Below are 16,775 nucleotides of genomic sequence, written 5' to 3' on the forward strand. Positions count from 1 at the left end.
ATGAAAGTGTATTGAAAAGGACTGATTGAGATGTTGAAAAGAGGGAGAGAAACCTCAGGGTTGTCCTGCAAGATCATCCCGCCCCCAAAGAGCTGCCAAGGATTATTTCCGAATCCAGGAAACGAGTGCAAAGAACCGATCATTCAGCTTGATCGGATCGGCTCCATCAGTTGTGATGGGGTTATCAGTGGAAGAGTCCTTTGTGACTTTAGGCCTGTTGCAGGTGTGGCAGTAACATTATCTGCAACTCCTCCAATAGTGAACTTTGCCGATTCCACCCCAATCACGGATGAAACCGGGCGTTTTTCAACGGTCGTATCGGTTCCGCGGGGAACACCGATCACATCGGGTGTTGTGGTGACGGCCGCTGCCGTGGTATCAGGTCAGAGTGTAAGTGACAGCATCAGTGTGACGGTTGACTGCATCGTATGTACCAATCCAATCCTGACCTTGAATCCGATTGAAGGACCTGTCGGCTGCGAGGGTGCACCTCTCAGCGGGCGACTCATCTGTGACGGCAGCGCCATTGCACGAGCACCCATCACTTTCACAATCACATCCCAGTCAAAGCGGGTCGTCATAAACCCGAACCCTGCCATCACCCAAAATGACGGTACTTATACAGCAACTGTCGTTCCGTTCATTGGAATCAATGAAACAATCACGATCGTGGCATCAACGAGGATCGGCGGAATCGAAGTGGTATCCGAGGCACGTCAACTCACCGTGCGCTGTGTGAAGTGCGTCAATCCGGTCATTTTTATTAAAAAGGTATCCACGATCAACTGTGAAGGAATCATTTCAGGTACGCTGCTTTGTGACGGGGTTCCACTATCCAATGTCCCTGTATCACTCTCGGGACCGTCTTTCCTACAGTTTGAACCGGACACTCCCATCACCGATGCGAATGGTGTTTTCACTTCCACAGTGACCGTCGCAAGTGGGACACCGTTCCAGGAAGCAGAAATAACGGCTTCAGCGGTGGTGAGCGGCATCGAGGTCTCCGCAAGCCGTATCATCACCGTAGGATGCCTGTTCTGCCGGAACCCTGAACTGACCCTGAATACTCCGAAAAAGATCATAGGCTGTGAAGGAGCGGAGCTTATCGGTAAGCTGACCTGCGGCGGTATTCCGTTCCCGGGGGCAAGTATAGCCTTCATCTTGACGCCGCAAGAAGGGGTCACGATTGTTCCCAATCCCGCCATCACCGGGGAGGATGGATCCTATACTGCAAGAATCGTACCGGAGCTTGGGACAGTGGGTACGTTTACCATCGAGGCGAGGACCGTGATTGCAGGGGTGCTGATTTCCTCAGAAGTCAAAACGATCCGAGTCGATTGCGAGTGCAAGAATCCGGTCATCACCATCGATGACCCTGGAAAGATCAATTGTGAATCCCCGATTACGGGTCTATTGACGTGTGAAGGCTTTCCGCTCGTAGGGGTCGAGGTCACATTCTCGAGTCCACTCCTTGAATTCGACCCCAACCCAGTTGTCACGGATGAGAATGGAGAGTTCACTACCACGGCAACCGTCCCATTCGGTACAGAGCCACAGGAGACGACCATCACGGTAACAGGTGCTGGAGCTACTGAGACAATCACGGTCAAAGTATTCTGTAAGAAGTGCCGGAATCCACTGTTGACCCTGAAAGCACCGAAGTTCATCGGATGTGACGGCGGGAAGGTCACGGGCAGGTTGACATGCGACGGAGTTCCGCTCAAGGGGAATCTCGTTACATTCACCACCTCACCGGCAGGGGCGATTGCAGTATCGCCGAACCCTGTCACCACGGACGAAGACGGAAGGTTCACAGCTGTCTTGACCACTACGCTCGGTGTGGAGGAAGTGGTGACGATCCAGGCTTCATCCGTTGTCGACGGTAAAGTGATAGTTTCCGAGAATGAGAAGATCAAAGTGAAATGTGTGTGCAAACATCCAGAGATCATTCTTGAAGAGCCATATAAAATCAACTGTGAAGGTGAAATCAGAGGGAAGGTGACATGCGAGGGACTGCCCCTTGCCGGTGTCGAAGTGATGCTTTCCAGTCCAATCCTTGACTTTGATCCCAATCCGGTGCTGACGGATGAAACGGGATCATTCTCTTCGGAAGTGACCGTCCCATCCAATACACCGCTCACAGAGACGGTCATCACGGCAAGGGTGACAGTGGCTGGCAAGACCATTACCGAAACCATCAAGCTGAAAGTGATCTGCTTGAAGTGTCGCAATCCGAAGCTTACCTTGAATACACCAAAATACATCGGATGTCCTGCAGAGCGGATTTCTGGCCGCCTCACCTGTGATGGGGTACCGGTAAGGGATGCGGCCATTACCTTTGTCGTTACCTCGGATACCCCTGGAGCCGTCACCGTGGATCCGAATCCGGCGTTTACGAATGAAATGGGCGAATACACGGCAAGCATCCGTGCAGGTGTCGGGGTCACAGAGGTCATCACCATCAGGGCAGAAGCCATCGTTTCAAGAGAAGTAGTGTCTTCAGAATCCCAACAGATCAAGGTGGATTGTCAATGTGAAGATCCTGAATTGGAACTGGAATGTGTAAAGAAAATCCGCTGCCGTGCCGAAATAAAGGGAAGATTCCTCTGTAAGGGTGAGCCGCTTGCCGGGGTAAAGGTAAAGTTGACGAGTCCACTTCTCGACTTTGAACCTGCAGAGGTGTTTACTGATCAGGATGGGTATTTCAGAACATCTGCTGTCGTACCCGGAGAAAGGCGGTATGAACTGACCACCTACACGGCAAGGGTCGAAATCGGATCAAGGACCATTTCCCAAACCTGTAAAACCGTTGCGGGCTGTGAGCGGTGCAAACATCCCCGTTTGACTCTTTGCACTCCATTATTCGTTGGCTGTGAAGGGGAAGAGATCACCGGGGAGGTCTTATGTGATCATCGTCCGGTCGAAGGCGTAAAGGTCTATTTCAAAGTGGTATCGTCGCATGGAGAGGAATATATCCTTCCGAATCCAGCAGTCACGAAGGCGGATGGCACCTATACTGCCCGTATCGTGCCTGCAAAAGGAGAGGTAGATATCATCACCATAACCGCAACGGCAGAAGTAGGGGATGAACAATTGAAAAAAGGCCCATTCCTGGTCGTTGTCAAATGCGCGTGCCCTCCGCATGAAGGTAAAGAATAGAAAGGGGGAAAGCCGTCATCCGTGACGGTTTTTCTCTGACAGGGTGCTGGACAGGCTCTTACATAAAAAATTGAAAACCAATGAACTTTTCACGCATCCAAATACTCTTACAGGAAAGAGAGGTGGAGAAATGAATCTCAGAAGCGCAGTGAAGAAGGCGAAAAAAGGCAGCAAAGACGCGCTCCTTCAACTAATCATGGAAGAAAAGGAAAACTATTATCGATTGGCCTATGTATACGTCGGAAACGAACATGATGCCATGGATGCCATGGAAGATATGATCGTCACCGTTTATGAAAAAATTCACCAGCTTAACGATCCGGATGCCTTTTACAGCTGGAGCAAAACGATACTCGTGAATCTTTGTAAAACGATGCTTCGTAAACAGAATCGTCTCGTGTTGAAAGAGGAGTGGTCAGATGAGGGGGAATCCTCAAATCCATTGGAGAACAGTGACCGCGACATGGAGATCCAAGACATGCTTCTCCAGTTAAATGAGCACCAAGCAGAGGCCATCAGGCTGAAATATATACTGGATCTTGATTATTCAACCGCTGCTAAGGTGATGGGCGTGTCGGTGGGAACGGCAAAATCCAGGGTATTCCAAGGTTTGAAGAAATTAAGGGAAACGTTTGGAGGGACAGCACATGAATGAAGTGGATAAGAAACTAAGGGAAGAAGCAGAAAGAATGCAGAGTATCCAGTCGCCACATGACCTCGAAGCGCGCCTGCGTTCAGCCCTCAACGATAGGCCGCGAAAGAAGCAGAATGGGTGGAAGGTAGCACTGGCCGCAGCCGCAGTCTTCTTGATCCTCGGTTCGTTTCAATATCCTGCCCTTGCCTACTACGGAAAGAAAATAATAGGAGCAGAGGATGTCATGAATGGTACACTTCAAGATCTTAACGAAGCAGGGATGGGCCAGGTCATCGACCAGACATACTCTCTAGGAGAAGGGAAAAAGATCACGATCGATGGCGTCATTGTGGATGAGAACCAATTCATTATGTATTACACCCTGCATGATGCCAAAGGAGTAGAAGAAGGGGATACTTGGGAGCCGGGTGACCTGACTGGGTTTTTAACCAGGGAATATATGATCAGTGCAAAGACGGTCGTCAGTGAAGACCGGACAGAACTTAAGGGTGAAATCCGATATGATCCACCGAATGCCTTTGCCAAAGAGCTTACCATTCATCTTGACCACTACAAAAACGATGAATGGGTGAAAGGAAAAAAACTTACCTTCAACTACCGTCCGGATCAAGCACTGCAAACCAAATTCAAGCAGGGGATCAATAAGACTGTGACATTCGATAATGGTTCCATCACGTTCAAGAGTATAACGGCAACCCCCACCATCACGGTCATCAAGGGCAAGATGAAGCTGGATGAAGAGATCAACGATCCACTTGGCGAAATTGAGCTTGTGGCAGACGGCAAAGCTCTTGAGTGGCAGGGATCAGGCAGCTCATCCAACTGGGGTCTTTCCGATGATATTGAACTAGAATTCGACGCTCTGCCACACGATTTGAACAATCTGGAACTTGTTGTGAAAGCATTTCCTGTAAAGGAGAAAGCGGACATCACCGTACCTCTCTCGGCATCTGAAACGTTCAAAGTGAATGATCAGAATGTGGTGGTGAAGAAAAGCGGGGTAAAAGACGGGCAGGCTACAGTAACAATCGAGAGCGGGGAAGGTCTACGTCTTGACGGAGTGAGCATCAAGACCGAGAGCGGGACTGTCAAACTCGATCACACAACGGATGACGAGTATACGAAAAGGGGCGGGCAGGCTTTTCATGAACGTACCCTCATCTTTGACACAAACGATGAACCACAATCCCTCCTTGTGAAAGGCATCTCGTACATGAAAACATATGACAAACATATTGTGATCGAGTAGGTGGATTGGATCAGAAAAAAGGCAAGAATCCGATGAATGGATTCTTGCCTTTTCGTCGTTGAGTGCCTGGAATTGACGCCCCTTATGCAGATTGTTCCTGGCCTTTCTTATTCCCCACATAAATAAATCGTAAAGCAAGGAGCATAAGAACGATGGCAAGGATCCGTTTCCAGTCCAAGTGGATCTCAATCCCGCCGAACCATCCGAAATGGTCGATGATCATCCCCATGGTCAACTGTCCGATAACAGTGGATACATTTGTGGCGATAACCCCGATCTTCGGAACGGCGAGAACGGTAAGGAACAGGTATCCTACGCCGAACCAAACAGCAGCCAGCTGCCATTTAGGAACATCGAATATAGCGAAGATATTTCCGTCCCCGAAGAAGAGAATGATAAGGAATAAGATCATGGCACCCGTAGCAAATGTCATGAACGCTGTCTCATAGGTACCGGTTTTTCGACTGAGTGCCCCGTTCACGGAGGACTGTGCGCTAAGTGTGAAGCCGCCGAGCATGGCGGCGATCAGGATGAATGCAGACATGTTTGGACCTCCTTAATAGATGAGTATGAGGGACGCAGCCATCAGGATGATAGCTATGACCTTCTCTTTGTTGATGCTAATTTTTTCACTTCCGAGCCACCCTTTGTGCTCGATGATCATACTCATGATCATTTGTCCGACAATGACGCTGATCATCGACAGTCCAACACCTACCAGTGGAACACTGATCACCAGGATGGTAAGATAGATGGTCCCGAAGAAACCACCGGTGAGCTGCCATTTTGGTGCTTTGAGGGAATGGGACAACGAGCCTTTTCCGAGGAAAAGGAGGACAATACCGAGAATGATCGTTCCGACAAAAAAGTTATAAAAGCTACTTTCCAATTTCCCGATCGTTTTCCCGAGCTCGCCGTAGATGGCTCCCTCTGTACTTAATGATGCCCCTGCAATGAGGGCGACGATATAAACCCATAGCTTCATAGTATGATGGCTCCTTAAATCTATATTTCGAATAATATCGATATGATAACTCAAAAAAAGAGGCTTAAAGCTCCTCTTTGATCCACTTCGCCAGTTTCTCTAAATTCTCTTCGTTCCTTCGGTAGTACGTCCACTTTCCGTGACGTTCCGACTCCAGTAATCCGGCCTTCTGCATCATAGATAAATAGTGCGAAACAGTGGATTGGGACATCCCGGCCCTTTCCGAAATATCACCAACGCACACGCCTCCTTTTTCACTCATATTCTTCGAAAGATGTGCAGAAGGTTTGTCGAAATGATCATAGGGATACTTCAACCATTTCAACATTTCCAATCGAGTGCTGTTAGCCAACGCTTTGAAAATATCTACGTAGTTTTCCATGTGGATTAGACTAATCGATATTCCTCGATATGTCAACCGGAGACTCTTCGGCTGAGAATGGTCCATGCTGCCTGCCCCATTGATGCATTGCCTGAAGGACCGGCATCAACGTGCTCCCGAAAACAGACAGGCTATATTCCACTTTGGGTGGGACGGTATCATAGGAAGTCCTGTTGATAAACCCATCCTCTTCAAGCTCCTTCAGTTGCTGGCTGAGTACTTTATGGGCGACACCAGGCATGAGCCTCCTCAGTTCATTGTAGCGATGGACCCCATCCGTTCCAAGATGCCACAGAATGACGGTTTTCCATTTGCCGCCGATTTTTTTCAGTGTATATTCAATGGAGCATTTCAGCTTTCCGTTTTCGCCAATCTCGACTGCCATTCAGTTCACCCTTTCTTACCTCCAGGTTAGTATCTCACAAAAAAGTGCATACTTACATTCGGACGAATCGCCCATTATAATGAGGGCAATTCAACTCAAGGAGGACACTAATATGAAACCATATCCAAGATCATTTTCACATATCGGCCTAAGCGTGCCAAGTCTGGATGAAGCAGTGAAGTTTTACCAGGAGGTATTCGGCTGGTATATCATCATGGAGCCGTCCGATGTTGAGAACGATGATAGTGCCATCGGACAAATGTGCCGTGACGTATTCGGAAACGATTGGGAAACCTTCAGGATTGCTCACATGGCCACAGGCGATCGGATCGGGATCGAACTATTCGAATTCCCGCAGAATGAAGCCCCTGAGAACAACTTCGAATACTGGAAAACGGGCTTGTTCCATTTTGCAATCCAGGATCCAGATATCGAAGGCCTCGTAGAGAAAATCAAAGCGCACGGCGGGAAGCAGCGCATGCCGATCCGGGAATACTACCCTGGTGAAAAGCCTTACCGTATGGTGTATGTAGAAGATCCGTTCGGTAATATCTTTGAAATCTACTCCCATGGTTATGAGCTGACGTATTCAGAAGGTGCGTACTGACATCTAGAAAAAGTAGCAGGGGCTGGGACAAGCGTGTTTCAGTCATAGAAATACCCGGATTCATTCGCCTAAGATAAGGTTGATTAATCCGGGTTTTTTAATGGGCTCTTTATAGTGTTTTCCCAAACTCAGGTTCTATAGGGGAAGGATGAGCCTTACCCTTGTTCCTTCGTCAGGCGCACTCTGTACATTGATGGAACCGTTGTGCAATTCAATCAGTTGTTTCGTAATGGCCATCCCGAGTCCGGTACCGCTACCGGAGTCACTGGTGTTGGTTCCGCGGTAAAAGCGTTGGAACAAGTGGGAGAGGGTCTCGGCATCCATCCCTTCTCCATCATCTTCGATTTTGATGACCATGAGCTGGTTTTCTATCGCATCTGCAGAGATGGTGATCGCTGTACCATCCCTGTTGTGTTTGATGGCATTTGATAACAGATTGTCTAGGATTCGCTGAAACCATTTACGGTCCACCATCCCAAGCAGAGGATTTTCTGTAGGAAGGAAGCGGATATCGGCTTGTGCCGTATTGATGAAATAAATGACGCTCCTCCGGATGGCTTCGTTAATATCTGTCCTTTCTTTCCTGATGGGCAAGGCTTGGCTGTTGAGCTGGTAAACGAGGGTGAGATCATCAAGGAGATCCTTCATGAATGCCGATTTATCAACGATTGTACCAGCAAAGTCCCTTATTTCTTCAGGTGTCCATTCATATTGATCGGACTGAAGCATCTGAGCATATCCGGTAATGGATGACAAAGGGGTCTTCAGATCATGGGATAATCCACTGATCCACTCTTCCCGTGAGCTGACCACCTTCTTTTCGTGCCTTTCGTTGCTCTTCAGTGTGTCCGTCAGCTTGGATAGCTGGCTGAAAAGCTCTTTGTACAGGCGATAATTCCGTTTAAGCTTCCCATTTCTTTTATAAATCGTGGATTCCCCGACTTGGTTGACCGGTTGGGAGTATTGGCCATCTGAGAGCTGTTTAATCCATTTAACCATGATCAAGAGAGGGGTGCCGAGGTTCCGGGCATACCAAAAGGTGCTGAACAGAATCAGAAGGGCAATGACGACAAGCGCGATGAACCACCCGTTATGGATCGGCACCGAAATGGGTGCTTCAGCAGGAGGATGGACCCCTGAAATCAGGATGTTTCCTGATATAAGATCTTGGTGCACGGTCTGATTCGGATCATCCAGCTGAAGGAGGTCCTGGTACATGTAGTCCTCTGAAGGTGGCCGGTCTCCATAAGCTTGAAGAACCTTGCCATCAGGGTCGGTCAGCTGAATCCAAACTCCTTCTTTTTTCAGTTGCCTCTGATCTTTTGTCGAGAGCAACCATTCTCCTTTACGCCAATCGACCTCATCTTTCACCTTGCTCAACCATTGCTCCTCAGGATGCTGTTTCCCAAGCATCGCGTAGGAAGGTTCATCGTCCATATTCATGATCTCCCACGTATGGATATCGGTGAAAGGGACTTCATTTGCAGCCGACAGAAGATGTTTTGAAGAGAGAACGGAATCAGGCGCACCGTAGGATCCGGCAATGTCTCCCTTGGAGTCCATGATGATCAACCAACTGTGTTGTTTTTGAAGAAGTTCTTGAAGATGTTGATCGATGGTTGCGTTGCCATCCTTGATTTCAAACCTATCGGAAAAATAGAGTCCTTCTGCGGTGGTGAGGTCTTTTTCAATGGCAGAATTCATGGTAAGGAACGCGATAAAAATGAAAATGATTAAGATCGACAGTAATAAAAGGAAGCCGGTCAGGATCAGTCTGCCGAGAAGGTGGAGGATGAATCGAGTATGGATATTCATCTGCCGCCTCTTGGCACGTCCAGTTTATACCCGAGCCCCCGGACGGTAAGGATGAGGGAGGGATCGCCGGGGTCTTCCTCAATTTTCTCCCGTAGCTTCCGGATGTGCACCATGACGGTGTTATCTTCCCCCATGAAAGCATCTCCCCACACCTGCTCATAGAGCTGTCCCTTGCTGAAGAGCTGATTCGGATGCTTACAAAAGAATAGTAATAATTGGTATACTTGAGCAGGAAGTCGAACAGATTCCCCCCGTATGAACACTTCCCCTGTCGCTGTGTTCATTTCGATGGGACCGCAGCTGTGCACGGTCTGATCCTGTTTCGTGACGACTTTCAACCTCCTGGATAGATGAGCTTTGATCCTCGCTACGACTTCAAGGGGGTTGAAGGGCTTGGTAATGTAATCATCAGCCCCGACGGCAAATCCGGATAATTTATCGAGGTCGCCTGCCTTGGCGGTCAGAAAGAAGATCGTGGCATCGGATTGCTCGCGGATCGATGGGCAAATCTCAAAACCTGTTTGATCAGGAAGCATCACATCCAAGAGTATCAAGTCATAGGTATGACTCTTACATAGGGCAAGTGCCTGTGAGGCAGTCTCGGCTTTATCAATCTTTGAGATTCCCTCTCTGAGGAGCAGGGTCTCAAGCATATTCATTAGTGCCATTTCATCATCAACAATCAATAATCGTGCTTCATTCATCATTAATCTCCTATCGTAATGGTGTTACCCCTATCATATCATCAAAGTTTTAGTAGAATTAGAGAATTAAGGAAAAGTTAAGGTGGGATTTCACCTGCGTTAAATGTAGTCGATTATCCTTTTGGTATAGACAAATAAGAAAAGGAAGTGTTCATATGTTTGCCATCGCCAAAAGGGAATTCTTTCAATTGTTCAAGGGGTTCAAGTCCATCGCCATCATCCTTATGCTCCTTGTACCAACGTATTATTTTGCGAAATTCTCCTCTATGTTCGAGAGTGCATTGGAGTTAACGCCGGATGAGGCAGATATGGCCCATTCGGCAGGCTTGCTGGTGGTCATGATTGTATTCGGTCAACTGTTCGTCATGGGACTGTCCCATGACACGATGAACCGGGAGATGCATGAACGGACCATGAGGTTCCTGTTGACCCGGACGTCAAGGCGGTCCATCGTGGCAGGCAAGTTCCTCGGGATCCTGGCATTCTGGTTTGCTTGCATCACAGCTTCCCACGTGATCATCGCAATCTTCTCTCACCGGTTTGATGCTTTCACATTCTTTCAGCTCATGGGTCTCATCGCCTGTCAGGTCGCTTTCACGGTTTTCCTGTCGACGGTTGTCCCGGTGCCTGCGTTGACGATGTTCATGAGTATCATCGCCGGGATTCTCCTTCCGATCCTGGGGTACTGGTTGGCATACACCTCGAATCCATGGTTCAGCTGGATGAAGTATGTTGATCCGAACTATTATCTTGTCAGGGAAGATTATACATTCTTGCTCATGTATCTTGATGCTTTCATTTTACTTTTACTAACATATGTATTCTTCCGAAGGAGGGGATGTTGATGATTACAACGAAAGGGCTGACAAAGTCGTTCGGGAAAAATCAGGTAGTCAAAGGAATCGATCTCACGGTGGAGAAGGGGGAGATCTTTGGGTTCCTCGGGAGGAACGGAGCAGGGAAATCTACGTTCATCAACATGCTGACAGGCATCGTGATTCCGTCTTCCGGCAGCTATTCTCTGCTTGGACAAGAGGAGAATCACAATGCAATCAAGCACAAGATCGGCGTCATGCCTGATTATTCAACATTCTATCAATCCATGACCGCATTGAAACATCTGCAGTTCCTTGCCGGTGTTTCGGGGAAAAAGGTATCCAAGGAAACGTGCATGTCGGTACTGGCCGCTGTCGGTCTAGAAGGGCATGAGCATAAGAAAACCTCCAAGTTTTCCTTCGGTATGAAGAAGAAGCTTGGAGTGGCACAGGCTATCATCCACGACCCTGAATTGATCTTCCTTGATGAACCGACGTCCGGAATGGACGCAGAATCGGTCCTGCAGATCCAGCATCTGATCCTTTCCCTGCAGAAACAGGGGAAGACGATCTTCATGACGTCTCATAATCTTGACGAAGTGGAAAAGATCTGTAACCGTCTTGCTATCATGAAAGAGGGGAGGATTATTAAAAGCGGTACTATGGAAGAATTGCGGGCATTTTACCGCTCGAACATTGAAGTGAAAGTCAAACATTCACCAATCCCTGTCCGTGATCGAGAAGATCTGGAGCAATGGCTTACCATCAACGGTCGCGACCTTGAAATGGATGAAACCCATTTTCATGTGGTGGTGGAGGATGAGAAAAGGATTGCTGACATTATCCGCGTTCTAAACCGGATCAAGGTCGATGTCTACCGGGTCGAGGTGGATGAACCTACCTTGGAAGAGATTTTCCTGGAAAGGGAAGAGGATAAATAAAAGGCAAGGTGTCGCGAAGACACCTTGCCTTTCGTTTATCCATGCCACTGTTCGCTCGTACGTCGGTAACCGGAAATGTGGTCCCATACAAAGCCGATGACGGCACAGAGAAGAGCGGGAAGGGTCCACTCCAACCCATTAGCCGATAGAGGGATCCAGTCTACGGCGTGTTCGAGACTTTTCGGCACCATATGGAAACTGTGGAACGTTTCATAAAGTGAAAATGCACCTGTCATCCCCACTGAAAGGATGAACATCCTCCGACTTTTACCCAGGAAGTGTTGGGCAAGGGAGAGGACAACGAGGACGATAGCCACAGGGTAGATCAAGGATAGAAGAGGCCCGGCAATCTGGAGGATCATATTCAGTCCAAGATTCGTAGTGAGCAGTCCGATCAAGGTGAATACCCCTACATATGCTTTATAGGAAAGGATGGTGAAGCGCTCTTGGAAAAACTGGGCGCATGCGTTGATCAGACCGACACAGGTTGTCAGGCAGGCAAGGATCACGATGGCACCGAATACCAGATTACCGCTGGGTCCAAAAAGCTGTCCGGATGCAAGGACCAAGAGCTCTGCGCCGTTGGCCACTGCCTGGTCGGCCGGGATGACCCTACCGATCCAACCAAGGGAGACGTATACAAGGATGAGTCCCACAGCGGCAATCGATCCTGCACCGATCGTTCCTTTCACGAGCTCGCTCCGATTGCTCATCCCTTTTGAGCGGAAGCCGTTAATGATGACGATACCGAAAGCAAGGGCTGCTATGGCATCCATCGTATAGTAGCCTTCAATGAATCCCGTAAGGAAAGGGGAGTCTTGGAATTTGACTGAAGTCTGTGCTTCCCCATACGAATAGGTGAAAAAGGCTTTGATGAAAAGAACAGCCAATACGAGTAGAAGGGCAGGGGTCAGCCATTGTCCCACAAGATCGATCGCCTTCTTCGGGTTCAGGCAGATTAAGAATGTCACTCCGAAAAAGATTAGCGAGAAGATGAAGAGTGGCATATGCCCCTGTACGGGAAGGATCTGTTCGAATCCGAGCTCGAACGCCACATTGGCAGCCCTCGGTATTCCGTAGAAAGCACCGATGGATAAGTAGACGATGATAGCGAAGATCGTCCCGAAAAGGGGGTGAACCCGCTCGCCGATGGATAAAAGCCCATTCTTCGAAAGAGACACAGTGATGATTGTGAAGAAGGGAAGGAATACAGCTGAGAGAATGAAGCCCGTGATGGCAGGTATGAACGCTTGACCTGACTCCATCCCCAGGGTAGGAGGGAAAATCAGATTCCCTGCCCCGAAGAAAAGGGAAAAGAGCATGAATCCTGCTACGGTAATATGTTTTTTATTGGTCATGATGAACCTCCTGATTCTATCCTGGGATAACAAAAAAGCTCGCCCCTCTAACTGAAAGGGACGAGCTTATACCCGCGTTACCACCCGAATTCCGCCTGCCAAAAAACAAGCGACACTTGAACGTACCATCATACGCCTTCCTGTTAACGGTGGAAAACCGGCAGTGCTTACTCCGTTCGGCGCTGCGTCTCAAGGATGATTTTCAATAGGGTACTGTTCGCCTGCTCCCACCATATACCGGCTCTCTTTGCAACAGTGTCCCGACCTACTCTTTCCCGTCGTTGACATTTACTATAGTAGTAATCTAGCACAGAAGGAATTCATTCGTCAATTCGTTTTTTAAATATAGTATTTATTCTGACATATCGACAGGTAACCTGTAAACGCTTAGAATCCCTTCCTGACTTCATCGAACGACATCCCCATATGAAGCAATTCCGATAGTGTCAGCTTGTAGCCATCCGGGTCGATCAGGACCAATTCCCTCGCATTCCATGGACGATCGGCTGGCCCTTCCATAATATTGGACTCCGGTGCCCGCTTGGCAGTCAGATCAACGTCCTTCCATTGCAGGTTGATGGTGAATCCTTCTGGAAGAACAGGGGATCCCGCCGGAATCAGCATGAGGTCCTGGTATCTTTCACCGCGGATATGGACCATTACGATTTGGTTTTCCTCCCCTCTATGACAATACACCTCGTTGAATTCCAGGACATCTTTGTACCATTTCACTGAACGCTCGATATCCCTCACTTCCATTTTCACAAACATGGGCATCGGATAGGCTTCCATTCTGTCACTCTCCTTTCTGTTGATAGCTTTCACTGTAATCCATGACGCTACGTAAAGGTCAACAAAATAAAGAAATTGAGACAGGATATCATCCGATGATGAGCATGATCAGAATAGGTTCTATTTAGCGATCGTAAATATCATGCAAGCCTGAGGGGTGCCACTATTCCTGAAGGAGCCTTCCCCATGCAATCAACCACAGGACGCATTTCATGGAACAAATGAAAAACCCGAATTCAGTCACCTTATCCCAGGCAAAATGAATTCGGGTTGTACCATGACTGAAACACGTTAGTTCCAGCTTCTATAAAAGGATTATAATCCGACAGAAATATATTTCACTTCCAGGTATTCGTCCATTCCCTGATGGCCGCCTTCCCGGCCAAGTCCGCTCTGCTTGAATCCTCCAAATGGTGCCTGAGGAGCGGATGGCCCTCCGTCATTCAACCCGACAATCCCGTATTCCAACTGCTCACAAATGGCAATTCCTCGGGAGATGTTTTCTGTGAAGACATACGCGGCCAGTCCATAGATCGAATCATTGGCACGTTCAACGGCTTCTTCTTCCGTTTTGAACGTGGTGATCGGGGCAAGGGGGCCGAATGTTTCTTCGCTCATGCAGAGCATATCGTCTGTTACGCCGGTGAGTACGGTGGGTTCAAAGAACAGCCCTTCTTTCACGCTGCCTCCCGTTGCAATTTCAGCGCCCTTTTCAACGGCGTCATCGATATGTTTTTTCACTTTATCCACGGCACGGTCATCGATGAGAGGTCCGATGTCAATGCCTTCATCCAGTCCGTTGCCGACCTTCAGCTTTTTGACCTCTGCTACAAATTTTTCGGTGAATTCATCAACGATGGATTCGTGAACATAAATGCGGTTGGTACATACACAGGTTTGACCGGCATTGCGATATTTGGAAGCTACCACTCCTTTGACGGCCTTATCGATGTCCGCATCCTGGGTCACAATGGAAGGAGCGTGACCGCCAAGCTCAAGGGAGATCTTCTTCATCGTATCCGCAGAGTTCTTCATGAGGATTTTACCGACAGGAGTTGAGCCTGTGAACGTGAGCTTGCGGACGCGCGTATCATCCGTCCACGCTTCCCCGATCGTCTTGGAGTCTCCGCTCACAACATTGATGACGCCTTTCGGTATACCTGCTTCTTCTGCCAGATGGGCAAGTTTGAAGGCTGTCAGCGGTGTGAGCTCAGCCGGTTTGATGACGACGGTGCATCCTGCCGCTAATGCAGGCGCGACCTTCCGTGTGATCATCGCAGCGGGGAAGTTCCACGGCGTGATGACGGCGACGACACCGACTGGCTGCTTCGTCACGAACATCCTTTTGTCGCGTTGCGTTGCCGGAATCTGCTCTCCATACACACGCTTTCCTTCTTCAGCAAACCAGGAAATGTAGCCGTTGGCATAGTCGATTTCCCCAAGGGCCTCTTTAAGCGGCTTTCCTTGTTCCAATGTCATCGTACGGGCGAGGTCTTCGCGATTATCATGAATGAGATCATGCCATTTACGGACCAGTTCGCTCCGCTCGTAGGCTGAGTGTTTACTCCAGCATTTAAAAGCTTCAGAAGCAGCATCGACAGCGTCCTTTGCTTCCTTCGTGCTTCCGTTCGGAACGGTGGCGATCACATCTGATGTGGCGGGGTTGACGACCTCGATCGTGTCGAGATCCTGACCGGTTTGTTGACCATTGATCAATAGCGCATACTTTTCCATTAAATGAACCTCCTGAATTGATTGGTTGATGAGATAGTGAGAGTTTTCCCTCTCTATATGTAGCTTAAACGTTACCTCAAATGTTGCAGTGACGCCAACAAATGAACCTCGAAGTTCCTGTGTTTATTCTTATTCAGGTTGAGGGAACATATACCGTATGACCTTAGATTACCAAGGAGGAATCCACTGTGAAAGCAATTGTGATCAATCAATATGGAAGCAAGGATGTTTTGGAAGAAAAGCAAGTAGAGAAGCCAGCAATCGGTGATGATCAGGTGCTGGTAGAGAACCATGCAACGTCAATCAATCCGATCGACTGGAAGCTGAGAGAGGGATACTTGAAGCAGATGCTTGATTTTGAATTCCCGATCATACTTGGATGGGATGTAGCAGGCACCATTTCTGAAATCGGTAAGAACGTCAGCGGCTATTCCATCGGCGATCGGGTATTCGCCCGTCCGGAAACGACGAATCAGGGAACCTATGCGGAGTATGTGCCGGTGGATGCCCATCTGCTAGCACCCATGCCGGATTCCATGAGCTATGATGAAGCAGCGGCGATTCCACTTGCTGGATTGACGGCCTGGCAGTGCCTGGTGGATTTTGGTGAAATCAAGAAAGGCGATAACGTATTGATCCATGCAGGATCAGGGGGAGTTGGAAGTTATGCCATCCAGATTGCTAAGAGCTTCGGGGCCAATGTAGCCACCACTGCGAGCGGGAAGAACGAGCAGTTTGTCCGGTCCTTGGGCGCAGATGAATTCATCAACTACAGGGAGCAGGATTTCAGCGAGCTCTTATCAGACTATGATCTTGTCGTCGATACGATGGGAGGAAAGGTTCAGGAGGATAGCTTCAAGGTATTGAAAAAAGGTGGCAAGCTCGTCTCCATCGCCGAACAGCCTTCTGAAAACTATGCTGCCGATTTCACAACGAAATTCCTGTGGTTGGAGCCGAACGGCGAACAGCTGAAGAAGCTGGCGGACCTTTATGAGAAGGGAGAGCTGAAACCGATCATAGGAGAAACCTTCGACCTCAGTGAACAAGGCTTGAAGGATGCCCATGCCCTAAGTGAAACCCATCATGCAAAAGGGAAGATCATCATTAAAGTAAAGTAGAAACAGAACCAGTGAAAATCCGGGTGTGCTCACTTCCTGGTCGGAAGGGCAACGCCCGGATTTTATATTTTTTATG

At 48.6% G+C, this 16,775-nt stretch carries 16 protein-coding genes and 1 other annotated feature; of the genes, 7 read left to right on the top strand and 9 right to left on the bottom strand.

The annotated features are described in order from the left end of the window. The first annotated feature begins 225 nt into the window (after nt 1-225). From ABJ225_RS09245 to ABJ225_RS09255, 3 genes are all read left to right on the top strand, one after another. Nucleotides 226-3,159 (top strand): hypothetical protein, encoded by a 2,934-nt coding sequence (locus tag ABJ225_RS09245; protein ID WP_347319772.1) that lies wholly within the window; start codon nt 226-228, stop codon nt 3,157-3,159. A gap of 130 nt (nt 3,160-3,289) precedes the next feature. Continuing rightward, nucleotides 3,290-3,814 carry an RNA polymerase sigma factor gene (locus tag ABJ225_RS09250; protein ID WP_347319774.1) on the top strand — a complete coding sequence of 175 codons (525 nt, stop codon included), beginning with the start codon at nt 3,290-3,292 and terminating at the stop codon, nt 3,812-3,814. Continuing rightward, nucleotides 3,807-5,063: a DUF4179 domain-containing protein gene (locus tag ABJ225_RS09255; RefSeq protein WP_347319776.1), complete on the top strand. Its 1,257-nt coding sequence runs from the start codon at nt 3,807-3,809 to the stop codon at nt 5,061-5,063. The genes ABJ225_RS09250 and ABJ225_RS09255 overlap by 8 nt, the downstream gene beginning before the upstream one ends. Nucleotides 5,064-5,145: 82 nt before the next feature. Here the strand turns inward: ABJ225_RS09255 and ABJ225_RS09260 are convergent, their stop codons facing one another. The 4 genes from ABJ225_RS09260 to ABJ225_RS09275 form a co-directional block, all read right to left on the bottom strand. Next, on the bottom strand, nt 5,146-5,607 hold the full coding sequence (locus ABJ225_RS09260) for a DMT family transporter (protein WP_048005061.1): 462 nt from the start codon (nt 5,605-5,607) through the stop codon (nt 5,146-5,148). Between the two features lie 12 nt (nt 5,608-5,619). Continuing rightward, complete coding sequence (locus tag ABJ225_RS09265; protein ID WP_053428085.1) at nt 5,620-6,048, bottom strand: DMT family transporter; 429 nt, start codon at nt 6,046-6,048, stop codon at nt 5,620-5,622. Nucleotides 6,049-6,112: 64 nt separating this feature from the next. Beyond that, nucleotides 6,113-6,430, bottom strand: coding sequence for an ArsR/SmtB family transcription factor (locus tag ABJ225_RS09270; protein WP_218246946.1), 318 nt, complete (start codon nt 6,428-6,430; stop codon nt 6,113-6,115). A gap of 10 nt (nt 6,431-6,440) precedes the next feature. Continuing rightward, complete coding sequence (locus ABJ225_RS09275; RefSeq protein WP_142130209.1) at nt 6,441-6,815, bottom strand: winged helix-turn-helix transcriptional regulator; 375 nt, start codon at nt 6,813-6,815, stop codon at nt 6,441-6,443. 112 nt (nt 6,816-6,927) lie between these two features. Here ABJ225_RS09275 and ABJ225_RS09280 point away from each other — a divergent pair, with 112 nt between their 5' ends. After that, nucleotides 6,928-7,422, top strand: a complete 495-nt coding sequence (locus ABJ225_RS09280) for a lactoylglutathione lyase family protein (RefSeq protein ID WP_056534467.1) — start codon at nt 6,928-6,930, stop codon at nt 7,420-7,422. Between the two features lie 135 nt (nt 7,423-7,557). On the opposite strand, the gene ABJ225_RS09285 is transcribed toward ABJ225_RS09280, so the two are convergent. Both ABJ225_RS09285 and ABJ225_RS09290 read right to left on the bottom strand, forming a co-directional pair. Continuing rightward, nucleotides 7,558-9,237, bottom strand: a complete 1,680-nt coding sequence (locus ABJ225_RS09285; protein ID WP_347319779.1) for a sensor histidine kinase — start codon at nt 9,235-9,237, stop codon at nt 7,558-7,560. After that, the gene (locus ABJ225_RS09290; RefSeq protein WP_056534471.1) at nt 9,234-9,941 is read right to left on the bottom strand and encodes a response regulator transcription factor; all 708 of its coding nucleotides are present in this window, start codon (nt 9,939-9,941) and stop codon (nt 9,234-9,236) included. The genes ABJ225_RS09285 and ABJ225_RS09290 overlap by 4 nt, the downstream gene beginning before the upstream one ends. 155 nt (nt 9,942-10,096) lie before the next feature. Between ABJ225_RS09290 and ABJ225_RS09295 the strand changes: the two genes are divergently transcribed. Both ABJ225_RS09295 and ABJ225_RS09300 read left to right on the top strand, forming a co-directional pair. Next, a complete protein-coding gene (locus tag ABJ225_RS09295; protein WP_218246942.1) occupies nt 10,097-10,786 on the top strand; it encodes an ABC transporter permease in 690 nt (229 codons plus the stop codon). Next, complete coding sequence (locus tag ABJ225_RS09300; RefSeq protein ID WP_347319782.1) at nt 10,780-11,697, top strand: ABC transporter ATP-binding protein; 918 nt, start codon at nt 10,780-10,782, stop codon at nt 11,695-11,697. The genes ABJ225_RS09295 and ABJ225_RS09300 overlap by 7 nt, the downstream gene beginning before the upstream one ends. A 35-nt stretch (nt 11,698-11,732) precedes the next feature. Here ABJ225_RS09300 and brnQ read toward each other — a convergent pair whose 3' ends face one another. From brnQ to ABJ225_RS09315, 3 genes are all read right to left on the bottom strand, one after another. Next, complete coding sequence (gene brnQ, locus ABJ225_RS09305; RefSeq protein ID WP_347319784.1) at nt 11,733-13,055, bottom strand: branched-chain amino acid transport system II carrier protein; 1,323 nt, start codon at nt 13,053-13,055, stop codon at nt 11,733-11,735. Between the two features lie 53 nt (nt 13,056-13,108). After that, nucleotides 13,109-13,346, bottom strand: a binding site (T-box leader). Nucleotides 13,347-13,442: 96 nt separating this feature from the next. Next, nucleotides 13,443-13,847 (bottom strand): VOC family protein, encoded by a 405-nt coding sequence (locus ABJ225_RS09310; protein ID WP_218246939.1) that lies wholly within the window; start codon nt 13,845-13,847, stop codon nt 13,443-13,445. A gap of 315 nt (nt 13,848-14,162) precedes the next feature. Further along, a complete protein-coding gene (locus ABJ225_RS09315) occupies nt 14,163-15,581 on the bottom strand; it encodes an NAD-dependent succinate-semialdehyde dehydrogenase (protein ID WP_347319786.1) in 1,419 nt (472 codons plus the stop codon). 188 nt (nt 15,582-15,769) lie between these two features. On the opposite strand from ABJ225_RS09315, the gene ABJ225_RS09320 reads away from it, so the two are divergent. Then, nucleotides 15,770-16,699 (top strand): NADP-dependent oxidoreductase, encoded by a 930-nt coding sequence (locus tag ABJ225_RS09320; protein WP_347319788.1) that lies wholly within the window; start codon nt 15,770-15,772, stop codon nt 16,697-16,699. Nucleotides 16,700-16,775 lie beyond the last annotated feature (76 nt).

Origin of the sequence: Rossellomorea sp. RS05 (genome assembly GCF_039822645.1) — a bacterium.
GTDB classification, from domain to species: Bacteria; Bacillota; Bacilli; order Bacillales; family Bacillaceae_B; genus Rossellomorea; species Rossellomorea marisflavi_B.